The organism is Brachymonas moutaii (nom. illeg.), from assembly GCF_049977365.1.
Lineage (GTDB): Bacteria > Pseudomonadota > Gammaproteobacteria > Burkholderiales > Burkholderiaceae_C > Brachymonas.
Genome location: NZ_JBNGEN010000001.1, coordinates 666,208 through 691,002 on the forward strand (window position 1 = coordinate 666,208; position 24,795 = coordinate 691,002).

Here is a 24,795-nt window from a genome sequence, read left to right on the forward strand (position 1 = left end):
CCCCTGCGGGGTGTCAGCTCATGTGCAATCCCCCATTGCAGGAAAATTCAGCGCCTGTGGTGAAGCCAGACTCCTCTCCCGCAAGCCAGGCCACGATGGAAGCAATCTCGGTGGGTTCGCCGAGGCGCTTGACGGGAATCGTCGCCACGATCTTGGCCAGCACCTCTTCCCGGATGGCCTTGACCATGTCGGTGGCAATGTAACCGGGACTGACGGTATTGACGGTCACGCCCTTGCCGGCCAGTTCCTGTGCCAGAGCCATGCTGAAGCCGTGCATGCCAGCCTTGGCAGCAGAATAGTTGGTCTGCCCGGCCTGGCCCTTGGCTCCATTGACGGAAGAAATGTTGATGATGCGTCCCCAGCCTCTTTCAGCCATGTCGCCAACGACCTGCTTGGTCACATTGAACATGGAGTTGAGATTGGTCTCGATCACCGCACGCCAGTCTTCGGGAGACATCTTCATGAACATGCGGTCACGGGTGATGCCCGCATTGTTGACCAGCACATCGATCGGGCCATGCTCGTCCTTGGCCTTGGCAAAGGCATGAACGGTGGAATCCCAGTCAGCCACATTGCCCACCGAGGCATGGAAGGTATATCCCTGCTCCTTCTGCTGATCCAGCCAGGATTGATAGTCACGGGTAGGGCCGCATCCCACAACGACGGTGAAGCCGTCCCGGTTCAGGCGCTGGCAAATGGCGGTGCCTATGCCCCCCATGCCTCCAGTTACGTATGCCACTTTCTTGCTCATGTTTGTCTCCTCATTGGATATAGTCATGCACCGGCAGCGCCGGTGTGGTGGGGCAGGCGACAGGCAGACGGATCACCATCTATGAGCTTTGCCCGCCCTGCCCCGGTCGAAAAACAACTCCTTGGCGTTCTCCTGTTTTTAGGGATCGAATGAAAATGCCCCCGCATCAAATCATGGGGACCCGGGTCTTGACATAACTCCCCGGCGCAGGTTCGATCACGGGATAGGTCTCGGAGCCATAGCTCTCGGGAGCTGCCTTCATGCGTCCGCCATGACCGGCCAGCCATTCGGACCAGTCCGGCCACCAGCTTCCCGGATGTTCTTCGGCTTCGGCGATCCACTGTGCACTGTCTGCAGGGAAGGTGGTGGAATCCAGGGTCCAGTAGCTGCGCTTCTTCTTGTGGGGTGGATTGATGACCCCGGCGATATGGCCCGAGGCCCCCATGACGAAGCGCTTCTTGCCGGGAAGCACCTGCGTCGATGCATAAGCTCCTTCAATGGGGACGATGTGGTCTTCGCGCGAACCATAGATGTAGACAGGCTGCTTGATCTTGCGCAGATCCACCTTCTCCCCGCACACTGTGGCGGCACCGGGCTGGATGAGCCGGTTTTCCAGGTAGGTGTTGCGCAGGTACCAGGCGTACATGGGTCCCGGCAGACTGGTGGAATCGCAATTCCAGTAAAGCAGGTCAAAGGGCGGAGGTGTTTCGCCCTTGAGGTAATTGCCCACTACGTAATTCCAGACCAGATCGTTGGGGCGGAGAAAACTGAACGTAGTGGCCAGCTCGTTGGCGGGCATCAGTCCCCCATTCTGGAACTGGAGTTCGCGCATGCGCACGAATCCCTCGTCGATGAAAATATCGAGTACCCCTGTGTGCGTGAAGTCGATCAACGTAGTCAGCAACGTCACACTGTGCACCCGGTTGCCCTGCTGCCGTGCCGCAAGCACAGCCAGTGCCGTGGTGAGCAGGGTTCCGCCGACACAGAAACCAAGCACGTTCAGGTTGCTGGTTCCGGTGAGAGCCAGCACCGTGTCAATGGCCTTGAGCACGCCCTTTTCCACATAGTCATCCCAGGTGGCCTGAGCCATGCTCATGTCGGGATTGCGCCAGCTCACCATGAAGGTGTGGTGTCCCTGATCCACTACATAGCGCACCATGGAATTGTCCGGCTGCAGGTCCAGGATGTAGAACTTGTTGATGCAGGGCGGCACGAAGAGGAAGGGGCGTTCATGCACTTTCTCTGTGGAGGGCTTGTATTCGATGAGCTGAAAAAACTCGTTTTCGAACACCACGGCTCCCTCGGAGGTGCAGAGATTGACTCCCACGTGGAACTTGCTCTCATCCGTCATGGACACATAGCCCTGACGCAGGTCGTGCAGAATGTTCTGCATCCCCTTGGCAATGCTCTCGCCTCCTGTCTCGATGGCTTTTTTCTGCGCATCGGGGTTGAAGGCCAGGAAATTGCTGGGTGCCGTGGCTGCCGCCCACTGCTCCACAGCAAACTCGACACGCCCTCTGGTCTTGGCGTCGCACTGCATGGCATCGACCAGCCCCATCAGCAGCCGGGTGTTGGTCAGGTGCAGGGCTGCAGCGAATCCTGCCGAAGGCTGTTTCTGCCATTCGGCGCTGGAAAATCGGCGGTCCCCCGTGATCACGGGAGGCACCATGCCCTGCAGCCACAGGGCATAGATCTCCTGCAGATATTGCTGCTGAAGCCCCTGCAGACGCTCGGCATCGAAAGTGACGGGCTTGGCATCGGGCATTGAGGGGATGAATTCTGCAAACTGCCGCATGGCCTGATCCAGCATGGGAGCACCCTGCTGGGAAGGCATGGCCTGGGTGAACTGGTTCAGGGTCTGCTGCCACATGTCCTGCATGGGCTGGACAAAGGCTTGCCAGGGGTTGCCGTTGGGTGTTGTCGTCACTGCGATGCTCCTCGTTTCTCCGTTATGACAGGCGAATCATGGGTCTGTGTCATCACAACACAGGAGGCTTACAGAAGACTTGTGTGCAACCGCGCTCTGGAGAATGTGCAACTCACCGGCAAAACACTCAACGGTTCGGGAGAACCGTCGGGAGGCGATCAAGGCAGAAATCTCACAGGAATGGCTGCTGCACACTTTCTGGAAACCGGATCTGTTCCACTATGCCACACCATGATGCCATTTTGACGACAGGCCAGACATGCGCATTTGTACCGAGTCCAGCCTGCTCGTGAGTGAGCGTACACACCTCCGCCACGCACGATCGACAAGGATCTTGCGAATTTCAGACCGCCTGCGGGTGCGCTGCATCCCAGGCCTGTGCATCAAGCCAGACGAGGGCTGCGAATCGTCCGGTGGGATTCTGCCGGCGGTAGGAATACCAGCGCTCTGGGTGTGCGGTCGTGGACCAGCATTCGGAGCTGTCGTTGCCATGCACCGCATCGATCCCCTGCCGCCGCAGCCGCTGCCGCGCCAGCCCCGCCAGATCGCCCCACCATTTCCCTTCCACGGCACCGGGACGGAAATGCTCCACCGCTCCGGGACTGGTTTTCAGGAAGGCCTGACGCACCTCATCGCCCACCTCGAACGATTCCGGACCGATGCAGGGCCCCAGCCAGGCCATCCAGCCTGCATCCAAGGCCTCTGTTGCGCATTCGGGCCAGTGGGTGTGCGCCTGGCTGCGCATGGCATCGAGCAAGTGCTCCACCACCCCTCCGGCCAGCCCTCGCCACCCCGCATGCGCAGCCCCCACGAGGGGCAGACTGCGGTGTGCCAGCAGGACGGGCAGACAGTCTGCAACCATCATCGCGCATCCCACTCCCATGGCAGAGGTATAGGTGGCATCGACTCGATAGGCACACTCTGCTCCTGCATCGGCCGCATGCAGTTCCTGAACTCCAGTGCCGTGAACCTGCTCGACAAAAACCGGTTCCGCCCCCATGGCCCGTGCCAAGGCCCGCCGATTGGCACGCACATCGGCTGGCTTATCCCCTACGTGCAGCCCCAGATTGAGGCCCTCATAGGGGGGGTGCGAACATCCTCCTGCACGCGTAGTGCACAGCGCCCGTACCCAGGGCGGAGCAGGCCAGTCCGGCAACAGAAAGGGAGAGGAATCGGAATTCATGCATGGCACTGTAATGCAGAAACCCTTGTCTCGTGGCAAGCCACTCTCCTCTGTGCGACGTGTTAAATTCCCATCGTTTGCATCCTTGTGTGAAGGTTTTGCCATGTCTTCCGTATCGACCGTGTTTCCGACGCTGCCTGTGCCTGTGATTCCCATAGTGGGCTCCTCTCAGGTCTACCCCGTGCACCGCATCTACTGCGTAGGGCGGAACTACGAAGATCACGCGAAGGAGATGGGCTTCACCGGCCGCGAGGCTCCCTTTTTCTTCATGAAGCCTGCCGATGCGGTGGTGGCAGCTGCACCAGAACAATCCATCCGTCTGCCCTATCCCAGCCTGACCCATGACTTTCACCATGAAATCGAACTGGTGGTGGCCATCGGGAGCGGAGGCCGAGACATTCCGGCCGCCGAGGCGCATCGCCATATCTTCGGGTACGCCGTAGGGCTCGACATGACACGTCGGGATCTGCAGAACGATATGAAAAAACAGGGCCGTCCATGGTCCATCGGCAAGGGGTTCGACGCCTCTGCCCCCCTGTCTGCCATCGTCCCCGCCGCAGAGATGAGCATCCCCATCGAATCCGCCGATATCTGGCTCAAGGTCAACGGCGAGCTGCGGCAGCAAGGCCATATCGGTCAACTCATCTGGAACATCGCAGAAACCATCGAGCACCTGAGCAAGGCATGGACCCTGCAGCCTGGCGACCTGATCTTCACCGGGACTCCCAAGGGCGTCGGTGCAGTAGTGCCTGGCGACAGGCTCGAAGGGCATGTGGATGGACTTCCACCGCTGCAGGTCGAGGTTTTCTGATCGTGTTCACCCCCATTCACCAGCCACCCCGCACCGCCGTGCACTTCTGCCGCTACTGCGGCCACGCCACCGAACTGAGGGAGCCCGAGGGCGACAACCGCAAGCGTGCAGTATGTCCCTCCTGCGGCACCATTCATTACATCAATCCCTTGGTCGTGGTGGGAACCCTGCCGGTATGGCAGGACCGCATCCTGCTGTGCAAACGCAACATCGAGCCTCGCCGGGGCAAATGGACGCTGCCTGCGGGATTCATGGAGCTCCATGAAACCACTTCGCAGGGCGCAGCCCGGGAAACCATGGAGGAATCCGGGGCCGAATTCGATATGGGACCTTTGTTCGGCGTCATGAATGTCCCTGAAGTGGGGCAAGTGCACATGTTCTACCTGTGCACCCTGCGCCATGACCGCTTCGATCCCGGACACGAGACCATGGAAGCACGGCTGTTTTCCGAAGAAGAGATTCCGTGGGATGAACTGTCGTTCCGTACGGTCGAGCACATGCTCAGGACCTTCCTCGCCGACCGCGCCAAGGGACATTTCGGTGTCCACGTGCACGATTTCATGACCGAGGACACACCCACCTGAGCAGAAATCGGCTTACGTGGCCTGCACCGGCACACGTGCTGCAATGGCCTGGGCGCAGGCGTGGGCCTGCTCGGCGCTTCTGGCTTCGACCATGACGCGCAGCACGGGTTCGGTGCCGCTGGCTCGGATGAGTACACGCCCTTCGGAACCGAGCTCCTCGCGGGCATCGGCAATTGCCTTCTGCAGACCAGTGTCTTCCTGCCAGGGTGTCCCAGGCGCCATGCGGACATTGATCATGGTCTGGGGATAGAGCGTCACCCCTTCCAGAAGATCGGCCAGTGTTCTGCCGCTGCGTGCCACTGCCTGCAGCACCTGCAGGGCGCTGATGATGCCGTCCCCCGTGGAATGGCGGTCCAGCACGAGGATGTGTCCTGAACTCTCTCCGCCGATCAGCCAGCCCTTCTGGAGCAGCTCCTCAAGCACATAGCGGTCTCCCACCTTGGCCCGCACCAGTTCGATACCCTTGTGCTGCAGGGCTTTCTCGATGGCCATGTTGGTCATGAGCGTCCCCACCACACCGGGTACGGCATGCGATTGGGCCAGACGGTCGATGGCCAGCAGATAGACCAGCTCATCTCCGTTGAAGAGCCTGCCCTGGGCATCCACCATCTGCAGCCGGTCGGCATCCCCGTCGAGGGCAATGCCGTAATCGGCTCCATGCTCCCGCACGGCGGCCATGAGGGTCTCGGGATGGGTGGCACCGACTCCCGCATTGATGTTGAGCCCATCCGGATGACAACCGATGGGCACCACATCAGCCCCAAGCTCGTGAAAGACCTTGGGTGCGATCTGATACGCAGCCCCATTGGCGGCATCCACCACGATCTTCAGCCCGGACAGGGTGAGGTCATGGGCAAAGGTGCTCTTGCAGAATTCGATGTAGCGCCCTGCTGCATCGTCGAGGCGCATCGCCTTGCCCAGCCGTCCCGAAGGCACGCAGACCAGAGGCTGCTCCAGCTCTCGTTCGACAGCTTCCTCCCACGCATCGGGCAGCTTGGCTCCTTGCTTGCTGAAGAACTTGATGCCATTGTCTTCGTAGGGATTGTGGCTTGCGCTGATCACCACCCCAAGTGAAGCACGCTGTGCGCGGGTCAGATAGGCCACGGCCGGCGTGGGAACAGGTCCCAGCAGCATCACATCCACTCCCGCCGAATTGAAGCCGGACTCCAGCGCACTTTCGAGCATGTAACCGGAAATGCGCGTGTCCTTGCCTATCAGGACCTTGGGAGGCGTGGCAGAAGTCCCGGCCTCCTGCCGCAAGACGCGCCCTACCGCATTGGCCAGACGCAACACAAAATCAGGCGTCAGCGGCGCCTGTCCCACCGTGCCTCGAATGCCATCCGTACCGAAATATGTGCGTGTGCCTGCCATGTGTATGCCGTAATTGCCAGTGATGAAAAAACGATGCTGTCCTGCCCGAAGTCGCGGAATACGCCTCTGCCTTCCGCAGCTCCAGAAAGCACAGAAATCAGGAAAGCGGTGCCGCCACGGCGTGCATCGCCTGCCATACGGCCAGGGCCTGCCGGGTTGCTGCCACGTCGTGCACACGCACCACGCGCGCCCCCCGATCGACTGCCAGCACGGCGGCAGTCACGCTGGCCAGACTGCGTTCATGCGACAGCAGGTCGCTGCGATAGTCCACATCCGTGATCCCCGGAGGAAGTGCTTCCAGCACAGCTCCCAGGCTGGATTTGCGCGACCACCCCGCCAGCAGCGGCTGTCCGGTGATCTCCAGCAGCGGCTGGTAGGCCAGCAGGGAAAAATTCTGTGGCACCGTCTTGCCGAATCCTATGCCAGGATCCAGCGCAATGCGCTCCCGTGCAACGCCGAGACTCTGCAGCACATGGGTGCGCTGCTGCAAAAAGCGCCCCACTTCGTGCACCACCTCCGCAGCCGAGCCCTGCATGGGTTCCATCTGCATCGTCAGGGGATCGCGATGCATGTGCATGAGGCATACGCCACAGCTCCCGTGTCGGGCCACTACCTGCTCTCCATCCAGCCCATCCGGCCCCATGCGCCAGCGCAGAGCCCAGATGTCGTTGATGATGCTGGCGCCGAGATCAAGCGCTGCCTGCATGACTTCGGGCTTATAGGTATCGACCGAAATCGGGACCTTGAGCTCCACGGCATGACGCACCACGGGCAGCACCCGCTCCAGCTCCAGCTCCAGAGGCACAGGTTCTGCACCGGGGCGCGTGGACTCCCCACCGATATCGAGAATGGCAGCACCCTCATGCACCAGCCTTTCGGCGTGGCGGAGCGCACTGACGGTATCGGCATGATGCCCCCCATCCGAAAAGGAGTCGGGCGTGACATTGACGATGCCCATGATGCGCGGAACGCGCAGATCCAGGCGGAAGGCACCGGCCTGCCAGATGCTGAGGGAAGCCATGTTGAAGCCAGGGAAAGAGAAAAAAGAAAACCCGATGACACGAGCGCAATCTGCCTATTGTAAATAGGCTGCCTCGCAGGGAACCGCATGGCTATTCACGCACATGGCGCGGATGGCAACCATCAGCGGCAGTCGGGCACACATATGAAAAAGGAGCCATGACAGGCTCCTTTTTCACGCAGGGGGCACGAGCCCCCGATCTCATTGCCGCAGGGTGGGATGAGGTGTCGGCGTGGGCTTGGCCTCGGCCGCAGGAGTGGATGGCAATGCAGGAGCAGAACCACCGCTGCTGCTGGAGCCTCCATCACGTGGCGGCACCCGAGGGGCCCAGTCCTTGGCAGGTTTCGGCTCACGTCCTTCCATGATGGCATCGAGCTGCTCGCTGTCGATGGTTTCCCATTCCAGCAAGGCCTTGGCCATGGCATGCATCTTGTCGCTGTGCTCCTCGATCAACCTGCGTGCGAGATCGTACTGCTCGTCGATGATGCGCCGGACCTCCTCGTCCACCAGCCGCATGGTCTCTTCGCTCATGTGCGTGGTCTTGGTGACGCTGCGTCCCAGGAAAACTTCGCCTTCGTTTTCCGCATACACCATGGGGCCCAGTTTCTCGCTCATGCCATACCGCATGACCATGTCGCGTGCCAGCTGGGTGGCACGCTCGAAATCATTGCTGGCTCCCGTGGTCATCTGGTGCATGAAGACCTCTTCGGCAATGCGTCCACCGAACAGCATGCTGATCTGGTTGAGCATGTATTCGCGGTCATAGCTGTAGCGGTCCTGCTCCGGCAGGCTCATGGTCACCCCGAGGGCACGACCCCGCGGAATGATGGTGACCTTGTGCACAGGATCACACTTGGGCAGCAGGCGCCCGATGAGCGCATGGCCAGATTCGTGATAGGCCGTGTTGCGACGTTCTTCCTCGGGCATGACCATGGTCTTGCGCTCGGGGCCCATGATGATCTTGTCCTTGGCCTTTTCGAAATCCTGCATCTCGACCACGCGCGCATTGCGACGTGCCGCCATCAGGGCAGCCTCGTTGCACAGATTGGCCAGATCGGCACCACTCATGCCCGGCGTGCCTCGTGCAATGATGGCGGGATCGACATCCTGCCCCACGGGGATCTTGCGCATGTGCACGCTCAGAATCTGCTCACGGCCCCGGATATCAGGCAATGTGACATAGACCTGCCGGTCGAAGCGCCCGGGACGCAGCAGGGCTGCATCCAGGATGTCCGGTCGGTTGGTGGCTGCCACGACAATGACGCCGAGATTGGTTTCGAAGCCATCCATCTCGACCAGCATCTGGTTGAGGGTCTGTTCGCGCTCATCGTTGCCACCGCCCAGACCTGCACCACGCTGGCGGCCCACAGCATCGATCTCATCGATGAAGATGATGCAGGGAGCGTTTTTCTTGGCGTTCTCGAACATGTCACGCACCCGGGCCGCACCTACGCCCACGAACATTTCCACGAAGTCCGAACCGGAGATGCTGAAGAAGGGCACCTTGGCCTCGCCCGCGATCGACTTGGCCAGCAGCGTCTTGCCTGTTCCCGGAGGTCCAACCAGGAGCAGCCCGCGCGGAATGCGTCCACCAAGCTTCTGGAATTTCTGGGGATCCTTGAGGAAGTCCACGACTTCCTTGACTTCTTCCTTGGCCTCGTCGCACCCGGCCACGTCGGCAAAGGTCACGGTGTTGTTGTTCTCGTCCAGCATGCGTGCCTTGGACTTGCCGAAGCTGAACGCGCCTCCCTTGCCTCCACCCTGCATCTGACGCATGAAATAGATCCAGACACCGATGAGGAGCAGCATGGGGCCCCAGCTGATGAGCAGGCTGCCCAGGAGGGAGCCTTCCTCTTTCTGCTTCACGTCGAACTTGACGCCGTAATTGAGCAAGTCTCCCACCAGCCCACGATCGAGATACGTGGCCGTGGTGCGCACCCGGCGGTCATCGGTGGTGACAGCCACGATGTCGGTCGAGCCGCCCGATCCTTCCTGGATGGTGGCGCTCTTGATCTTGCGATTGTGGACGTCCGAGATGAAGTCGGAGTAGCCCACCGTGCTCGCCCCAGCGGGACCGCGCACGTCGAACTGCTTGAAGACGGTGAAGAGCACGAGGGCCACCACCATCCACACAGCTATCTTGGAAAACCATTGTTTGTTCAAACCACACTCCAGTTCGCAAAACCGTCCACACCATCAGCGCAGAGCATTATTCATGCCATATGCGCGTCATTTTAGGACTTTCAAGGCGCAGACGTATCCCGTATTCCCCTGCAGCGGAACGGAAAAGAACAGAAAACCGACAACCCTGTCTCAGGAGGGATGCCCATTGCCCCTGCAGTGGCTAGGACTTGAGGCGCAGCCCCACCAGAAAGGTCTCGCTCGACCGGTCGCGCGAGGCCTTGGGCTTGATGGGTTTGACCACCTCGAAATGCTGCTTGAAGAGCTTGACCAGCTGGCTGTATCCACTGCCATGAAACACCTTGGTCACGAGGACGCCTTCCGGCTTGAGATGGGCCTGGGAAAACTCGATGGCCAGTTCGATGAGATGGGCCACCCGTGCCGCATCGGCCGACTCCACTCCAGAGAGATTGGGCGCCATGTCGGACACCACCACATCGGCCCTGCGCCCTTGCAGGGTGCGCTCCAGTGCAGTGAGCACTTCCTCTTCCCGGAAATCACCCTGCAGGAACTCGACTCCCTCGATGGGCTGCATGGGAAGCATGTCGAGCGCGACGATGCGGCCGTTCAGGGCCCCCACAGCCGCTCCTTCGGGCGAAAGCCTGCGCCGCACGTACTGGCTCCATGCACCCGGAGCCGAGCCCAGATCCACCACGAGATCTCCCGGATGGATCAGATGCAGGGCCTCGTCGATCTCCTTGAGCTTGTAGGCTGCGCGTGCGCGATAGCCTTCCCGCTGGGCGAGCTTGACGTAGGGATCATTGACGTGGTCGTTGAGCCATGCCTTGTTGACCTTCTTGCTTTTGGTTTTGACTTTCATAAATAGAGAACCGGCTCCGCGCGATCGTGTGCTTTTGGGGATAATACCGCCATGCCTCAGATTGTATTGACTCCCCTGGAGCGCAAGGCGCATCGCGCTGAAGCTCACCACCTTTCACCCGTTGTCATGATCGGCAATGATGGCCTGACCGAGGCCGTCATCAAGGAAACGGATGCCGCACTCAACGCCCATGGCCTGATCAAGGTGCGCGTGCTCGGCGACGACCGTGCCGCGCGCGAGCAGATGTTCCAGGAACTGGCAGACACGCTGAATGCGGCGCCGATCCAGCACATCGGCAAGCTGCTCGTCCTGTGGCGCCCCATGCCCGCCAAGGAGCATGTGCACGATGACAACCGCAAACCCGGCCCCAAGAATGTCAAGGTGCTGAAGTACAGCAAGCGTGGCGGTCAGCGTCCCGAGGTACGTACTCTGCGCGTGCTGGGCAACGAACGCCTCACATCCGGCGGCAAGATCAAGCGGGCAAAATCCCGCCAGGTGTCTCCCAAGAAGCGCCAGGCAGACTGACCATGGCTGCTGCAATGGATCAGCGCGTCATCCTGTGCATGAAATGGGGCACCAAGTATGGCCCCGAATATGTCAATCGGCTCTATGCCATGGTGCGGCGCCACCTGAGCGGAGACTTCTCGTTCGTGTGCCTGACGGACAACGGGAAAGGCATCCGCCCCGAGGTGCGCTGCCTCCCGATTCCTCCCCTCAACCTGCATCTCAAACCTGGACAGCGGGATGGTGCCTGGAAAAAGCTCACCACCTTCAGCGCCGATCTGCATGGTCTGCAGGGAACGGGGCTGTTCCTCGATCTGGATGTGGTGATCGTCGGCAGTCTAGATGCCTTTTTCGAGTTGCCCGGCGATTTCTATATCATCCGGGACTATCCCAAGGCCCTGCCGTCCTATCGCATCACCGGTAACTCCTCGGTGTACCGCTTCCGGATCGGCGCACATGCCGATGTGCTGGAGTATTTCCGCACGCACATGGACGAGGTGCAGAAGCACTACCGCAACGAGCAAAGCTTCCTGTCCAAGTTTCTGCATCGTCAGGGCAAGCTGCACTACTGGCCCAGGGAATGGTGTCCGAGCTTCAAGTACAGCTGCATTCCCGCCTGGCCTGCCAACTACTGGAAGGCCCCGATCGTGCCTGCGCATGCACGGATCATCATCTTCCACGGCGAATGCAATCCTCCCGATGCTGCTGCGGGCAAGCGCAACCGCCGTTTCAGGCACATTGAACCCGCCCCCTGGATTCAGGAGAACTGGACCGAGTAGCACAGGCCCCTCGTGGTTCCGGCTCTCCACAAGAGCCGGAAAGAGGAGCAAAAGACAGCGGCGTGCACAGCGCTCGCTACTGCCCCTGCCTCAGCGGGCCACGCCAGCTCCCACGCCCTGCAGAGGGCGCCCCATCATGCGAGTGAGGATGGCCAGAGGACTGCTGGCAGGATCACATTCCCGGCCCGGCGGCAGATACATGGTCTGTTCCATCATGTACTGCCCGGACATCACCGCATGCGTGGCCTGGTCTGAAAAGCACACCCATACGCTGCCTGCAGGAAAAGGAATGGTGACCTGGGTTCCGGATTTCTGGTAGTCCAGATCGCGCTTCATGGCATCGTGCATCTGCAGCATCAGGTGGTCGTACTCGCTGCGCAGCGACTTGGTGACGTGCAGGGCATTGAGCACGCGTGCCTGCCAGAGGCGATAGGGAGTGAGCCGTGGCCAGAATTGGCGCGCCACCGTCTCGAACGATTCTCCGACGCGCCATACGCGCGGCACCCCGGCGGGATTGACATTGGCAAAGATGCGCAGAATGCGTTCGCCATAGTTGGGGCGGGAGGGGAAGGCATCGACATGCATGCGCTGGTCGTCGGCCCTCCAGGACTGCGCACGGGTCTCGACCTGCCTTGGCCGGAAACTGGTGGGAGCGATGCGGAGGAACTGCGCATATTCGGGCAGCAGGGTATCCACCAGCTGCCTGGCCTGATGGCGAAAACGCCCCACCATGGCCGCCAGAGCCTGCTGGTCGGCCTCGGGCCCCTGTGCTCCCTTGAGGTGCCCCTCGGCATCCAGGCTGATGTTGCGCGACTTGGGAGAGAGAATATCAGGCCGAAACAGAGCCTGCTCGGATGCGTCGACATGGAAGGCCAGATGGGGAAAGAACAGAACCTTGCCGGCTTCGAGTGCCGCAGTCCATTGAGGATCGCTGTGCGCAGCCGACCAGTCATCGAGCGGCAGTTCAACGATGGAAGAAGCGGAATTGTCGGGCATGTGGATCACTCCTGAGGTGCACTGAGACGCCAGCAGACGATGCCGGCACACAGCCATTGCACGAGATACATGGTGCTGCCGATACTGTGCCACAGGGCCAGATGGTCCCGTGCGACGATATGGGGCGACACCACAAACTGGGACACGAGAGACAGCAGCATGCCACCCAGTATCCACACCAGCGACTGACAGGCCACCGCAGCAGCCCGGCCGGGGGTGTGCGCCCTGGTCAGCATCAGCAGCCAGAGCGCGCAGAGTACGGAAATCCCTGTCTGGATGGCGAACAGGCGTGCCGCCATGTTGCCTGCCATGAGAGAGGTGGGCAGATGGGCGAACAGCTGGGGCACGACGATGAACCCCGTTACCGCCAGGCTGCTCCACCAGAAGCCCGCAACGAACCAGGAGAAGCGCTCCACCAGGGACGTGCCGCGCATGCTCACAGGTACATGACCGAGACGATTTCGTAATAGCGCACGCCACCGGGAGCCTGCACTTCCACACTGTCGCCCTCTTCCTTGCCGATCAGGGCACGGGCGATGGGGCTGCCGACGTTGAGCAGGCCCTGTTTGATGTCAGCCTCGTCCTCGCCCACGATCTGATAGCGCACCTTGTCGCCCGTCTCTTCTTCTTCCAGTTCGATGGTGGCGCCGAACACCACCTTGCCACCGGCATCGAGCGTGGAGGGATCGATGACCTTGGCGGCTGCAAGCTTGCCCTCGATTTCCTTGATGCGCCCCTCGATGAAACCCTGACGGTCCTTGGCGGCATCGTATTCGGCGTTTTCGCTCAGGTCTCCGTGCGAACGTGCTTCGGCGATCGCGGCGATGACATCCGGGCGGTCCTTGGTCTTGAGGCGATGCAGCTCGGCCTTGAGTTTTTCAGCGCCCTTGATGGTGAGGGGAATGGTCGTGCTCATGGGGAAAAGAGGGACGTGCGACGTCCAAGAAAAGATGAAGCGAGAAAAAAGCCTCCCTGATCCCGTGGTCTCCAACCGGATGGGAAGCTGTCCAAAAAAGCGAAACCGCCGGGCACTGAGCCCGGCGGCATGTTCAGGAATTATGAACCATCTGCCGCTTGCGTCAAGCGTGCAGCATGCGGTGCATTTCCTGAACCGAGATCACACCGAGGTGGTCGATGTACTGCATGCCTTCCACCACGGCCTCGGCACCCGCGATGGTCGTGAAGGTCGTGACCCGTGCCTGCAGGGAGCTGGTGCGGATGGTACGGCTGTCGGCAATCGCATTGCGACGTTCCTCCACGGTATTGATGACCATGGCGATCTCGTTGTTCTTGATCATGTCGACGATATGCGGACGCCCTTCGGTCACCTTGTTGACGGTGGCGCAGGTGATGCCGGCATCGCGGATGGCCTGGGCCGTCCCTCGGGTGGCGATGAGCTCGAAGCCCATGGCTGCCAGCTTGCGTGCGATGGCGATGGCCGTGGGCTTGTCGCTGTTCTTCACGGTGAGGAACACCTTGCCGGACGTCGGCAGATGCTCGCCTGCGCCCAGCTGGGCCTTGAGATAGGCCTCGCCAAAGGTCTTGCCGACGCCCATGACCTCGCCGGTGGACTTCATCTCGGGGCCGAGAATGGTGTCCACGCCCGGGAACTTGACAAAGGGGAAGACGGCTTCCTTGACACTGAAGTACGGCGGATCGACCTCGGCACCGATGCCCTGCTGATCCAGGGTGTCTCCAGCCATGCAGCGCGCTGCCACCTTGGCCATCTGCACGCCGGTGGCCTTGCTGACGAAGGGCACGGTACGGCTGGCACGAGGGTTGACTTCCAGCACATAGATCACGTCCTTCTTGACGCCGTCGATCACCTTTTCCTGAATGGCGAACTGGACGTTCATGAGGCCGACCACGTTGAGGGCATGGGCCATCTCGCGCGTCTGGCGCTTGATCTCGGCCACGGTGTCCTTGCTCAGGTAGTAGGGAGGCAGCGAGCAGGCGGAATCGCCGCTGTGCACCCCGGCCTGCTCGATGTGCTCCATCACGCCACCGATGAAGGTGCGCCCCACGGTGTCGCGGATGCAGTCCACGTCGCACTCGATGGCGTCGGACAGGAAGCGGTCGAGGAGCACGGGCGAATCGTTGCTGACCTTGACGGCCTCGCGCATGTAGCGTTCGAGGTCGCGCTGCTCGTGCACGATCTCCATGGCACGGCCACCTAGCACATAGCTGGGGCGCACCACGAGGGGATATCCCAGCTCAATGGCCTTGTCGAGGGCTTCTGCCTCGGTCCGTGCCGTGGCGTTGGGCGGCTGGCGCAGGTCGAGCTTCTGCAGCAGGTGCTGGAAGCGCTCGCGATCCTCGGCGGCATCAATGCTGTCGGGACTGGTACCGATGATGGGCACTCCAGCCTTTTCCAGCCCAAGCGCCAGCTTGAGCGGTGTCTGGCCGCCGTACTGCACGATCACGCCCGTGGGCTTCTCGACCGCCACGATCTCCAGCACATCCTCCAGCGTGAGGGGTTCGAAGTACAGACGGTCGGAGGTGTCGAAGTCGGTGGAGACGGTTTCGGGGTTGCAGTTGACCATGATGGTTTCGAAGCCATCTTCGCGCATGGCCAGTGCGGCATGCACGCAGCAGTAGTCGAACTCGATGCCCTGCCCGATGCGGTTGGGACCACCGCCGAGCACCATGATTTTCTTCTTGTCGCTGGGGGCTGCCTCGCATTCCTCGTCATAGGTGGAATACATGTAGGCGGTGGTGGTGGCGAATTCGGCCGCACAGGTATCCACGCGCTTGTACACGGGATGCACATCCAGCCCCTGGCGATAGCCGCGCAGCTCCTGCTCCGTCGTGTGGAAGAGCTTGGCAAGACGGCGATCGGAGAAGCCCTTCTGCTTGAGCATGCGCATGGTGGCTGCATCAACGCTCGCCAGGGCGTCACGCCCCTTTTCGTCGCACAGCCGGTCGATGGCCAGCTCGATCTTGACGATTTCCTCGATCTGCACCAGGAACCACTTGTCGATGCGGGTGAACTGGTGCACTTCATCGAGGCTCCAGCCGGCGGCAAAGGCATCGCCCACGTACCAGATCCGTTCGGGGCCGGGCTCGCCGAGCTCGCGCTCCAGCGTTTCCCGGTCCTTGGTCTTTTCGTTCATGCCATCGACACCGACTTCCAGGCCGCGCAGAGCCTTCTGGAAGGATTCCTGGAAGGTGCGTCCGATGGCCATCACCTCACCCACGGACTTCATCTGGGTGGTGAGGTGCCGGTCGGCTGCAGGGAATTTCTCGAAGGCGAACCGGGGAATCTTGGTGACGACGTAGTCGATGGAGGGCTCGAAACTCGCGGGGGTGGCGCCGCCTGTGATCTCGTTGCGCAGCTCGTCGAGCGTGTAGCCTACGGCCAGCTTGGCAGCGATCTTGGCGATCGGGAAGCCGGTGGCCTTGGAGGCGAGTGCAGACGAACGCGATACACGCGGATTCATCTCGATCACGATCATGCGCCCATCCTGGGGATTGATCGAGAACTGCACGTTGGAACCGCCCGTGTCCACACCGATCTCGCGCAGGACGGCCAGCGATGCGTCGCGCATGATCTGGTATTCCTTGTCGGTGAGGGTCTGTGCGGGTGCCACGGTGATGCTGTCACCGGTGTGCACGCCCATGGGGTCGAGGTTCTCGATCGAGCAGACGATGATGCAGTTGTCCTTCTTGTCACGGACGACTTCCATCTCGAACTCTTTCCAGCCCACGAGCGATTCCTCGATCAGCAGCTCGCTGGTGGGAGAGGCTTCCAGACCGCGCTTGCAGATGGTCTCGAACTCCTCGGCGTTGTAGGCGATGCCGCCACCGGTGCCGCCCAGGGTGAAGCTGGGACGGATCACGACCGGGAAACCGACCTTCTGCTGCACCTCCCAGGCCTGCTGCAGGTTGTAGGCAATGCCGGAACGCGCGGAGCCGAGCCCGATGCGGGTCATGGCTTCCTTGAACTTGAGACGGTCTTCGGCCTTGTCGATGGCTTCGGGGGTAGCGCCGATGAGCTCGACCTTGTACTTGTTGAGCACGCCGTTGCGCCACAGATCAAGGGCACAGTTCAGGGCGGTCTGCCCTCCCATGGTGGGAAGGATGGCGTCGGGCCGCTCGCGCGCGATGATCTTCTCGACAGTCTTCCAGGTGATGGGCTCGATGTAGGTGACGTCGGCCGTGTCCGGATCGGTCATGATCGTGGCAGGGTTGCTGTTGATCAGGATGACCTTGTAGCCTTCCTCGCGCAGGGCCTTGCAGGCCTGAACGCCGGAATAGTCGAACTCGCACGCCTGCCCGATGATGATCGGGCCGGCGCCGATGATGAGAATGCTTTTGATGTCTGAACGCTTGGGCATGATGCGGTGAAATGGAATGCGGTTAATCGGCCTGGGGAGGTGCTGCCAGGAACTGGTCGAGCTTGGCATGCAGCGCCTGGATGCGATCCGGCGGAACCTTTTTCTGCATGAGCTGGATGAGACCATCGCCTTCGATCATGGGGCGCAGCACCTGCACCTCGGCAGGATGGAAGGTCTCGTTCCAGTCGGCCAGCTCGGCCTGGAATTCCTCGTCGGTCCAGTTCTTGCCCTTGGCGATGAAGATCACCAGAGGCATGGCCTTCTTTTCGAGAAAGTGTTTCTTGTACGGCTTCTGCTGCCAGCGCGCGGAGAACCAGTCGCGATCTGCACCCTCCAGGGTCAGGATCCGCTTGTTGACCGCCCTTTCGAGCGCTGCCAGAGGAAAGCTGAAGAGCTTCATGGCCCGCGCCTCAGGCCGCCACGGTCTTGTGCTCGCGCATCAGACCGGTGAACTTGTCGAACAGGTAGGCAATGTCGTGCGGGCCCGGAGAGGCCTCGGGGTGGCCCTGGAAGCAGAAAGCCGGCCGATCGGTGCGCTCAAGGCCCTGCAGGGTATTGTCGAACAGGCTGACGTGGGTCGGGCGCAGGGTAGCAGGCAGGGTCTTTTCGTCCACGGCGAAACCGTGGTTCTGGCTGGTGATGCTGACGCGCCCGTTGTCCAGGTTCTTGACGGGATGGTTGGCCCCATGGTGGCCAAACTTCATCTTGAAGGTCTTCGCGCCGCTGGCGAGCGCCATGAGCTGATGTCCCAGACAGATGCCGAAGGTGGGTACGCCGCTGTCGATGATGCGCGTGATGGCCTCGATGGCATAGGTGCAGGGCTCGGGATCGCCGGGGCCGTTGCTCAGGAACACTCCGTCCGGATGCAGCGCCAGCACGTCGGCAGCGGGTGTCTGGGCCGGCACCACGGTGATGCGGCAGCCACGCTCGGCGAGCATGCGCAGGATGTTGTACTTGACGCCGAAATCGTAGGCCACGACGTGGAACTCAGGAGCCTGCTGGGTGCCGTGCCCCTTGCCCAGATGCCACTCGGTCTGCGTCCATTCGTAGACAGCCTTGCAGGTCACGACCTTGGCAAGATCAAGCCCTGCCATGTGGGGCGCCGCCTGGGCTGCTGCAATGGCCTGTTCGCGCTCGGTCTGTGACGGCGCCTGACTGTGGTTCAGTGCCAGAATGCAGCCATTCTGTGCCCCATGGGTGCGCAGATGCCGCGTGAGGCGTCGGGTATCGATGCCGGCAATGGCCACGGTGCCCGCCTGCTGCAGGTATTGCTGCAAAGTGGCAGTGCTGCGGAAGTTGGAGGCAAGCAGGGGCAGGTTCTTGATGATGAGCCCGGCGGCAGCGACCTGTGCGGACTCGATGTCCTCGGAATTGGTGCCGTAGTTGCCGATGTGCGGATAGGTCAGGGTAACGATCTGGCCGCTGTAGCTGGGATCGGTCAGGATTTCCTGATAGCCGGTGAGGGAGGTGTTGAAAACGACTTCGCCGATGGTGCTGCCGGGTGCACCAATGGATTGACCGACAAATGTAGTGCCATCAGCCAGAGCCAGGATGGCAGTGGGGAAAGGCGCCTGTTGGGACAAGAGCACGTGGTTCTCCGTATGGGGGGAGGAAGGAATCGTTGAATGAAGACAACGGGCTGCCTGCGTCACCCAAGAACCACCATGCCCTTGCGGGGTGCATGGTCTCAGCACCAAAAAAGCATGTGAACTCGGAAATCGCGGCAAGCGCCGGGTGTGCTGTGAAGCGCCCCATTATAGCCGAGGCACTTTCACCCTACCCCTTTCGGGATCAGGGCCTCCCGGTGCCGACCACGCTGGCATGCAGGCATATGGCAGCGGCAGCGGCCACATTGAGAGACTCCTCTCCCCCAGGCTGCACAATGCGCAGCAGCAGGTCAGCCCGCTCGACCAAGGCGGGTTGCACGCCCTGCCCTTCATGCCCCATCACCCACGCGCAGGGCGAAGGCAACAGGGTGTCGTGCACCCAGCGGTCACCCTGCAGATGGGTGACGAGCAGGGGCACTTCGAGCGCCAGCACATCCGCCGCATCCAGTCCCTCGTGCAGCTGCAGGCCGAAATGCGCGCCCATGCCAGCGCGCAGCACCTTGGCAGACCACAGGGCCGCCGTACCCTTGAGCGCCAGCACCTGGCGGAAGCCCATGGCCCCCGCAGTCCGCAGAATGGAGCCGACATTGCCGGCATCCTGAATGCGGTCGAGCACCACCGTGTTCTGCTGCAGCCGCAGGGGATGGCGCAGATCCCCGAGCCGCACCACGAACCCCATCCATGCCGGAGATTCCAGCCCGCTGATCCGCGCGAACAGGGCATCGTCCAGAATGGCGACCCGCTCTGCGGCTGCCGACCAGGAAGCGGGAGCCCGTGCATGCCCCGATGCGGAAAACACAGCCCATTCCGGTCGCACACCCCGTTCAAGTGCAGCACGGCAGAGATGGTCTCCTTCGATCCAGACTTTTCCGGAACGCCGGTAGGCGCCATTGTCCTGGGACAGACGGCGCAATTCGGCCAACAGGGGATTGTGGGCAGAGCTGATGTGCACAAGGCGACTGTCGGTGGTCATGAGGTCTTCCTGACTTCGAGCAAAGGAGGAACGACCAGCACCTGAGCCACAGGGGCAAAGCTGCGCCTGTGAGCGGGCGTGGCCCCGAGCGCCTGCAGGGCACGGAGATGCACAGCCGTGCCGTAGCCCTTGTGCCGAGCGAATCCATATCCGGGATAGGCCGCTTCAAGCTCCTGGCACATGCGGTCGCGAGTGACCTTGGCGAGGATGGAAGCAGCCGAAATGGCTGGCACCTTCGCATCGCCCTTGACAATGGCTTCCGCCCGCACCTTGAGCACAGGCAGACGGTTGCCATCCACCAGCACCTTGGCAGGCAGCAGACGCAGCCCCTCCACGGCACGGCGCATGGCCAGCATGGTGGCCTGCAGGATGTTGAGGGTATCGATCTCCTCAACGCTGGCCTGGGCAATGCTGCAGCACAACGCCTTGTGGAGAATCTCGTCATAGAGCAGCTCGCGCCGTGCGGCACTGAGCTTCTTGGAGTCGGCAAGCCCCTCGATCGGCGCATGCGCATTCAGAATGACCGCAGCCGCCACGACGGGCCCCGCGAGAGGGCCGCGTCCGGCTTCGTCGACTCCGGCCATGAGGCCTGGCACATCCCATGGCAGGGTGGCCTGTTCAGCGTGCAACAAGTTCGGCGATCGCATGGGTGGCAAGTGCGGACGTATCGCGCCGCAGGAGAAGATGGAGGTCAAGGAATCGATGCTGAAGGGCTGCTACCCGGCCCGGATCATCGAGCCATTGCCCCAGCGCATCGGCCAGGGCATCGGGGGTGGCCGCATCCTGCAGCAGTTCTGGAACCACGAAGTCGCGGCACAGAATGTTGGGCAATCCAACCCAGGGCTGCAGCTGCTTGCGCCGCATCAGACGCGCCGATAGGGGATGCATGGCGTAGGCAATGACCATGGGGCGCTTGAGCAGGGCGGCTTCCAGCGTGGCCGTACCACTGGCAATCAGGGTGACGTCACAGGCGGTCAGTGCCTCGTGCGACTGTCCATCCAGCACCTGCAGCCAGTCCTCTGCGTCTGCTGCGCGCACCAGATCCTGCAGCCGTTCCCGTTGTGCAGGCACGGCCGGCAACACGGCCCTCAGACCGGGGCGCATGGCTCGCAGCCGCTGTGCGGCCTGCACGAAGCGATCCCCCAGATAATGCACCTCGGAATTGCGACTGCCCGGCAACAGGGCCAGCACCTCCGCATCCTGAGGCAACCCCAGCAGGGTCCGTGCCGCCGCACGATCAGGCTCCAGCGGCAGGACTCCGGCCAGCGGATGCCCCACATAGGTCGCCGGGATGCCCTCCTGCGCCAGAAGCGCAGGCTCGAACGGAAAAATGCACAGAACGTGGTCGGCTGCCTCGCGCAGGCTATGCACCCGCTCCGGGCGCCAGGCCCAGATGGACGGACAGACGAAATGCACCGTGCGCACTCCACGTGCGCGCAGCGACTTCTCGAGCCCGAGATTGAAGTCCGGGGCATCGACCCCGACGAACACATCGGGCCGAGCGGCCAGCAGCCGCTCCCGAAGCCGGTTGCGGATGCGCCAGATGCCTGCCACGCGGCGCAGCACTTCGAGGCTGTAGCCGTGCACGGCCAGCGCATCGCTCGGCCACCAGGCCTCGAATCCCTCGGTCCGCATTCTGGCGCCGCCGATGCCAAAGCTGGTCAGCGCGGGCCATTGCGCCTTTGCCCCCTGCAGCAACAGGCTGGCCAGAAGATCGCCCGAGGCCTCTCCAGCCACCAGCGCCATGCGCAGGGCCTGTGGGATGCTGAAAGTAGTCATGGCTGCAGCCCCTGCCCGCCAGAAGGGGCATATTCAACCGTCAAGGGACAGATGCCCTTGCGAGGCGCATCGAGCACAGCCTGCAGAGAGGACAGGCGTGCACAGATGTCCAGAGTCACCTGTTCCGCTTGCTCCCTGTCGGCGGGCTGGATGCGATCATCCGACTCCCCCCACAGGTGCTGGCGCAACAGCCGCTCCGCATGGATGCCGGCATGGAAATAATGCCGTACACCGGGCCCCTCCCACAGGGTACCGACCACGGAAGACCGCGTGAGCGCAATGCCGAGCGCTGCATCCTCACCGCCCAGTCGGCGGAACAGGGCATCCTCCGGGAATCCCCCAGCCGCCAGAAACAGGGAACGCCGACAGACGATATTGCCCCCGACCGTCATGGACAGCACCTGCCAGGCATGGGCGAATTGCGCATGCTGTACATACACCTCAGGAAAATCCACAGGGGTGAGCCGGAGACGGACCATGCCAATGTGTGCATGCAGGTGCAGCGCCATCAAGGCTGCATCCAGGGCATGTGCCTCATACGCATCATCTGCATCCAGAAATGCCAGACAGTCTGCATCGGACTGCCATGCCCCCACATTGCGGGCTGCAGCCACCCCGCGATTGCAGGGCTGCCTCCAGAGTCGAACGCGCGCAGGCTCGCAGCGTGCCCAATCCGCCATGCGATCAGCAGTGCCATCGGTGGAAGCATCGTCCACCAGCCAGACGCTGCGCACGCCGGGCTGGCCGAGGGCGCTCTCGGCAGCGCGATCCAGAGTGGACTCCGCATTGAAGCAGGGGATGACGACATCCAGTACCGGCGGTACGCTCACTGCGTTGACTCTCAGCGCACGATGCCGCGCGTGGATTCTGCCAGGAACCCCAGCATGAGCTGCACGTCCTCCTGCGCCTCGGGATACTCCTCCAGCAGAGCCGCCATGCGGATCTTGGCATCATCGAGGGTCAGTCCCTCGCGATACAGCAGGCGATACATGCGCTTGACTGCAGCCATGCGTGCTGGCCCGAATCCCCGGCGACGCAGGCCCTCGATATTGAAGCCACGCGCCGAAGAGGGATTGCCGTCCGCCATGATGAACGGCGGCACATCCTGGCTGATGGCCGACGAAAACCCGATGAAGGCATACGCACCGATCTTGACGAATTGGTGCACACCGCTCAATCCCCCCACGGTCACCCAGTCACCCAGACGCACATGCCCTGCCAGCGTGGCATTGTTGGCCAGCGTGGCGTGGTTGCCCAGCTGCACGTCATGCGCGACATGCACATAGGCCATGATCCAGTTGTCGTTGCCGATGCGCGTACAGCCGCTGTCCTGGGCTGTACCGGTGTTGAAGGTGCAGTATTCACGCACCATGTTGCGGTCACCGATCTCCAGGCGGGTCGGCTCCCCCGCATACTTCTTGTCCTGCGGTACGCCGCCTATGGAACTGAAGGGGTGGAAGACATTGTCCTCCCCGATGGTCGTATGTCCGGAAAGAACGCAATGGGCTCCCACCCGGGTGCCCCGGCCGATGCGGACCTGGGCTCCCACGACGGCATAGGGCCCAATCTCGACATCCGAAGCCAGCTCGGCCCCGGAATCCACCAGCGCGGTAGGATGAACGATGGCCATGCAGCGCCCCCTCCCGTCAGATCTCGACGCGGCGCACGGTGCACATCAGATCGGCCTCGCACACCACCTCGCCATCGACAGAGCCGACTGCATGAAACTTGTAGATACCGCCGCGCGCGCGCTCCGACGTGGTTTCCATCACGAGCTGATCCCCGGGCTCGACCGGGCGCTTGAATCGCGCATTGTCGATACCGACGAAGTAGTACACCACATCCGGATCGATGCGGTTACTGTCCGGGGGCAGCAGCAGCAGTGCGGAGGTCTGCGCGAGCGCTTCCAGAATCAGCACTCCCGGCATGACAGGCCGGTGCGGAAAATGCCCCACGAAGAACGGCTCGTTGATCGTGACATTCTTGAGGGCCTTGATCCGCTTGCCGGCATCGACCTCCACCACGCGATCCACCAGAAGGAACGGATAACGGTGGGGCAGGCGCTTGAGAATCTGGTGGATGTCGATCACGGGGGCAGTCATTTTGAGGCAGTCAGAGTAGAGAGTTGTCGTTCGAGGGAGCGGATGCGCTCGCGCAGCTTGTAGAGCTGGCGCACAGTGGCCGCATTCTTTTCCCATGTCGCATTATCGTCGATGGGGAAGAAGCCGGTATAGGCTCCCGGCTTGAGAAGCGAATGGGTCACCATGGAAGTGGCGGACACATGCACCCCATCGGCTATGGTCAGGTGTCCGGCAATGTTCACCGCACCGCCGATGGTGCAGTGCGCACCGATATGGGCACTGCCGGCAATGCCTGTGCAGGCTGCCATGGCCGTGCGTTCCCCCACCTGGACGTTGTGGGCAATCATGATCAGATTGTCGAGCTTGACGCCATCGCCAATGACGGTATCTTCGATGGCTCCCCGGTCGATGCAGGTATTGGCACCGATCTCCACATGATCCCCGATGCGCACAGCTCCGAGCTGCTCGATCTTGATCCAGTCGCCCTTCTCGTGGGCAAATCCGAACCCATCGGCACCGATCACCACACCAGGATGAAGAATGCAGTGCGCTCCGATCCGGCAACCTGCGCTCACGGTGACCCGCGACTTGAGCCAGGTGTATGCCCCGATGCGCGCGCCCCGCTCGACCACGCACAAAGGCCCGATGATAGCGGTCGGATCCACCTCCGCCCCCTCTTCCACAACGGCAGAAGGATGGATGTGATACTCGGGAACAGGATGGTGTGTGGCACGCCACCACTGGCTCAGATAGGCCCACCACACATAAGGCTGAGGAACCACGAGACAGCAAAGCCCTTTCTCAAGGGCATGCGCCTCCATGGCAGGCGCCACGATCACGCATCCTGCCTCCGTGGTTTCCAGCGCAGCCGACAGCTTCGGATCGGAAAGGAAAGTGATGCTGTCCGGCGTAGCGGAGTCGATCGGCGCAAGACGCGCGATCATCCGTGCGGCGTCGCCATGCAATACCCCTCCGTGCTCGCGCATGGCCTCGACAATCTGCCCAAGACGTACCGACATGTCTGCCTTCTCCTGAAAAAACAAAGGCCCTGCCTGCCATGCGCCTTGCGACATGGATGCAGGCCGGGGCC

General features: G+C 61.9%; 24 protein-coding genes. 4 read left to right on the forward strand and 20 right to left on the reverse strand.

Features of this window, described 5'->3' with window-relative positions:
• Positions 1-13: 13 nt before the first annotated feature.
• The 3 genes from phbB to pgeF form a co-directional block, all read right to left on the reverse strand.
• The gene (gene phbB / locus ACP2WS_RS03030) at positions 14-751 is read right to left on the reverse strand and encodes an acetoacetyl-CoA reductase (protein ID WP_374491334.1); all 738 of its coding nucleotides are present in this window, start codon (positions 749-751) and stop codon (positions 14-16) included.
• 166 nt (positions 752-917) lie between these two features.
• A complete protein-coding gene (phaC, locus tag ACP2WS_RS03035; RefSeq protein WP_426459583.1) occupies positions 918-2,630 on the reverse strand; it encodes a class I poly(R)-hydroxyalkanoic acid synthase in 1,713 nt (570 codons plus the stop codon).
• Between the two features lie 391 nt (positions 2,631-3,021).
• Entirely contained in the window at positions 3,022-3,861 is an 840-nt protein-coding gene (gene pgeF, locus ACP2WS_RS03040; RefSeq protein ID WP_426459442.1) for a peptidoglycan editing factor PgeF, read from the reverse strand.
• Between the two features lie 103 nt (positions 3,862-3,964).
• On the opposite strand from pgeF, the gene ACP2WS_RS03045 reads away from it, so the two are divergent.
• Positions 3,965-4,672: a fumarylacetoacetate hydrolase family protein gene (locus tag ACP2WS_RS03045; protein WP_426459443.1), complete on the forward strand. Its 708-nt coding sequence runs from the start codon at positions 3,965-3,967 to the stop codon at positions 4,670-4,672.
• A gap of 2 nt (positions 4,673-4,674) precedes the next feature.
• Positions 4,675-5,256 carry an NUDIX hydrolase gene (locus tag ACP2WS_RS03050; protein ID WP_426459445.1) on the forward strand — a complete coding sequence of 194 codons (582 nt, stop codon included), beginning with the start codon at positions 4,675-4,677 and terminating at the stop codon, positions 5,254-5,256.
• Between the two features lie 12 nt (positions 5,257-5,268).
• On the opposite strand, the gene glmM is transcribed toward ACP2WS_RS03050, so the two are convergent.
• The 4 genes from glmM to ACP2WS_RS03070 all read right to left on the reverse strand — a co-directional run bounded on the left by glmM (position 5,269) and on the right by ACP2WS_RS03070 (position 10,649).
• The gene (gene glmM / locus ACP2WS_RS03055) at positions 5,269-6,627 is read right to left on the reverse strand and encodes a phosphoglucosamine mutase (RefSeq protein WP_426459447.1); all 1,359 of its coding nucleotides are present in this window, start codon (positions 6,625-6,627) and stop codon (positions 5,269-5,271) included.
• Between the two features lie 97 nt (positions 6,628-6,724).
• On the reverse strand, positions 6,725-7,648 hold the full coding sequence (folP, locus tag ACP2WS_RS03060) for a dihydropteroate synthase (RefSeq protein ID WP_426459449.1): 924 nt from the start codon (positions 7,646-7,648) through the stop codon (positions 6,725-6,727).
• 201 nt (positions 7,649-7,849) lie between these two features.
• Positions 7,850-9,811, reverse strand: coding sequence for an ATP-dependent zinc metalloprotease FtsH (ftsH, locus tag ACP2WS_RS03065; protein ID WP_374491346.1), 1,962 nt, complete (start codon positions 9,809-9,811; stop codon positions 7,850-7,852).
• A gap of 181 nt (positions 9,812-9,992) precedes the next feature.
• The gene (locus tag ACP2WS_RS03070; protein ID WP_426459451.1) at positions 9,993-10,649 is read right to left on the reverse strand and encodes an RlmE family RNA methyltransferase; all 657 of its coding nucleotides are present in this window, start codon (positions 10,647-10,649) and stop codon (positions 9,993-9,995) included.
• 51 nt (positions 10,650-10,700) lie between these two features.
• Here ACP2WS_RS03070 and ACP2WS_RS03075 point away from each other — a divergent pair, with 51 nt between their 5' ends.
• Both ACP2WS_RS03075 and ACP2WS_RS03080 read left to right on the forward strand, forming a co-directional pair.
• Entirely contained in the window at positions 10,701-11,174 is a 474-nt protein-coding gene (locus ACP2WS_RS03075; protein WP_374491350.1) for a YhbY family RNA-binding protein, read from the forward strand.
• 2 nt (positions 11,175-11,176) lie between these two features.
• Positions 11,177-11,932 carry a glycosyltransferase gene (locus ACP2WS_RS03080; protein WP_426459452.1) on the forward strand — a complete coding sequence of 252 codons (756 nt, stop codon included), beginning with the start codon at positions 11,177-11,179 and terminating at the stop codon, positions 11,930-11,932.
• Between the two features lie 90 nt (positions 11,933-12,022).
• Here ACP2WS_RS03080 and ACP2WS_RS03085 read toward each other — a convergent pair whose 3' ends face one another.
• The 13 genes from ACP2WS_RS03085 to lpxD all read right to left on the reverse strand — a co-directional run bounded on the left by ACP2WS_RS03085 (position 12,023) and on the right by lpxD (position 24,724).
• A complete protein-coding gene (locus ACP2WS_RS03085) occupies positions 12,023-12,928 on the reverse strand; it encodes a Kdo hydroxylase family protein (RefSeq protein WP_426459453.1) in 906 nt (301 codons plus the stop codon).
• 5 nt (positions 12,929-12,933) lie between these two features.
• On the reverse strand, positions 12,934-13,362 hold the full coding sequence (locus tag ACP2WS_RS03090) for a DUF4149 domain-containing protein (protein ID WP_426459455.1): 429 nt from the start codon (positions 13,360-13,362) through the stop codon (positions 12,934-12,936).
• 2 nt (positions 13,363-13,364) lie between these two features.
• Positions 13,365-13,844 (reverse strand): transcription elongation factor GreA, encoded by a 480-nt coding sequence (gene greA, locus ACP2WS_RS03095; protein WP_374491357.1) that lies wholly within the window; start codon positions 13,842-13,844, stop codon positions 13,365-13,367.
• Between the two features lie 163 nt (positions 13,845-14,007).
• Positions 14,008-17,265, reverse strand: coding sequence for a carbamoyl-phosphate synthase large subunit (gene carB / locus ACP2WS_RS03100; RefSeq protein ID WP_374491359.1), 3,258 nt, complete (start codon positions 17,263-17,265; stop codon positions 14,008-14,010).
• Positions 17,266-17,287: 22 nt separating this feature from the next.
• Positions 17,288-17,665: a hypothetical protein gene (locus tag ACP2WS_RS03105; protein ID WP_426459457.1), complete on the reverse strand. Its 378-nt coding sequence runs from the start codon at positions 17,663-17,665 to the stop codon at positions 17,288-17,290.
• 10 nt (positions 17,666-17,675) lie between these two features.
• Entirely contained in the window at positions 17,676-18,854 is a 1,179-nt protein-coding gene (carA, locus tag ACP2WS_RS03110; RefSeq protein WP_374491363.1) for a glutamine-hydrolyzing carbamoyl-phosphate synthase small subunit, read from the reverse strand.
• 202 nt (positions 18,855-19,056) lie between these two features.
• Complete coding sequence (locus ACP2WS_RS03115) at positions 19,057-19,845, reverse strand: TrmH family RNA methyltransferase (RefSeq protein ID WP_426459458.1); 789 nt, start codon at positions 19,843-19,845, stop codon at positions 19,057-19,059.
• Positions 19,842-20,492 carry a ribonuclease HII gene (gene rnhB / locus ACP2WS_RS03120; protein WP_426459460.1) on the reverse strand — a complete coding sequence of 217 codons (651 nt, stop codon included), beginning with the start codon at positions 20,490-20,492 and terminating at the stop codon, positions 19,842-19,844. The genes ACP2WS_RS03115 and rnhB overlap by 4 nt, the downstream gene beginning before the upstream one ends.
• A complete protein-coding gene (gene lpxB, locus ACP2WS_RS03125; protein ID WP_426459462.1) occupies positions 20,464-21,624 on the reverse strand; it encodes a lipid-A-disaccharide synthase in 1,161 nt (386 codons plus the stop codon). Before lpxB ends, rnhB begins: the two co-directional genes overlap by 29 nt.
• The gene (locus ACP2WS_RS03130; protein WP_426459464.1) at positions 21,621-22,454 is read right to left on the reverse strand and encodes a glycosyltransferase family 2 protein; all 834 of its coding nucleotides are present in this window, start codon (positions 22,452-22,454) and stop codon (positions 21,621-21,623) included. Before ACP2WS_RS03130 ends, lpxB begins: the two co-directional genes overlap by 4 nt.
• Before the next feature lie 11 nt (positions 22,455-22,465).
• Positions 22,466-23,254 (reverse strand): acyl-ACP--UDP-N-acetylglucosamine O-acyltransferase, encoded by a 789-nt coding sequence (gene lpxA / locus ACP2WS_RS03135; RefSeq protein ID WP_426459465.1) that lies wholly within the window; start codon positions 23,252-23,254, stop codon positions 22,466-22,468.
• Positions 23,255-23,270: 16 nt separating this feature from the next.
• Entirely contained in the window at positions 23,271-23,726 is a 456-nt protein-coding gene (gene fabZ / locus ACP2WS_RS03140; RefSeq protein ID WP_374491375.1) for a 3-hydroxyacyl-ACP dehydratase FabZ, read from the reverse strand.
• Entirely contained in the window at positions 23,723-24,724 is a 1,002-nt protein-coding gene (gene lpxD, locus ACP2WS_RS03145; RefSeq protein ID WP_426459467.1) for a UDP-3-O-(3-hydroxymyristoyl)glucosamine N-acyltransferase, read from the reverse strand. Before lpxD ends, fabZ begins: the two co-directional genes overlap by 4 nt.
• Positions 24,725-24,795 lie beyond the last annotated feature (71 nt).

Coding starts and splice junctions, on each gene's coding strand:
- phbB (WP_374491334.1), bottom strand. CDS start 751: ATGAGCAAGAAAGTGGCATACGTAACTGGAGGCATGGGGGGCATAGGC.
- phaC (WP_426459583.1), bottom strand. CDS start 2,630: ATGCAGGACATGTGGCAGCAGACCCTGAACCAGTTCACCCAGGCCATG.
- pgeF (WP_426459442.1), bottom strand. CDS start 3,861: ATGAATTCCGATTCCTCTCCCTTTCTGTTGCCGGACTGGCCTGCTCCG.
- ACP2WS_RS03045 (WP_426459443.1), top strand. CDS start 3,965: ATGTCTTCCGTATCGACCGTGTTTCCGACGCTGCCTGTGCCTGTGATT.
- glmM (WP_426459447.1), bottom strand. CDS start 6,627: ATGGCAGGCACACGCACATATTTCGGTACGGATGGCATTCGAGGCACG.
- folP (WP_426459449.1), bottom strand. CDS start 7,648: ATGGCTTCCCTCAGCATCTGGCAGGCCGGTGCCTTCCGCCTGGATCTG.
- ACP2WS_RS03070 (WP_426459451.1), bottom strand. CDS start 10,649: ATGAAAGTCAAAACCAAAAGCAAGAAGGTCAACAAGGCATGGCTCAAC.
- ACP2WS_RS03075 (WP_374491350.1), top strand. CDS start 10,701: ATGCCTCAGATTGTATTGACTCCCCTGGAGCGCAAGGCGCATCGCGCT.
- ACP2WS_RS03080 (WP_426459452.1), top strand. CDS start 11,177: ATGGCTGCTGCAATGGATCAGCGCGTCATCCTGTGCATGAAATGGGGC.
- ACP2WS_RS03085 (WP_426459453.1), bottom strand. CDS start 12,928: ATGCCCGACAATTCCGCTTCTTCCATCGTTGAACTGCCGCTCGATGAC.
- ACP2WS_RS03090 (WP_426459455.1), bottom strand. CDS start 13,362: ATGCGCGGCACGTCCCTGGTGGAGCGCTTCTCCTGGTTCGTTGCGGGC.
- greA (WP_374491357.1), bottom strand. CDS start 13,844: ATGAGCACGACCATTCCCCTCACCATCAAGGGCGCTGAAAAACTCAAG.
- carB (WP_374491359.1), bottom strand. CDS start 17,265: ATGCCCAAGCGTTCAGACATCAAAAGCATTCTCATCATCGGCGCCGGC.
- ACP2WS_RS03105 (WP_426459457.1), bottom strand. CDS start 17,665: ATGAAGCTCTTCAGCTTTCCTCTGGCAGCGCTCGAAAGGGCGGTCAAC.
- ACP2WS_RS03115 (WP_426459458.1), bottom strand. CDS start 19,845: ATGACCACCGACAGTCGCCTTGTGCACATCAGCTCTGCCCACAATCCC.
- rnhB (WP_426459460.1), bottom strand. CDS start 20,492: ATGCGATCGCCGAACTTGTTGCACGCTGAACAGGCCACCCTGCCATGG.
- lpxB (WP_426459462.1), bottom strand. CDS start 21,624: ATGACTACTTTCAGCATCCCACAGGCCCTGCGCATGGCGCTGGTGGCT.
- lpxA (WP_426459465.1), bottom strand. CDS start 23,254: ATGGCCATCGTTCATCCTACCGCGCTGGTGGATTCCGGGGCCGAGCTG.
- fabZ (WP_374491375.1), bottom strand. CDS start 23,726: ATGACTGCCCCCGTGATCGACATCCACCAGATTCTCAAGCGCCTGCCC.
- lpxD (WP_426459467.1), bottom strand. CDS start 24,724: ATGTCGGTACGTCTTGGGCAGATTGTCGAGGCCATGCGCGAGCACGGA.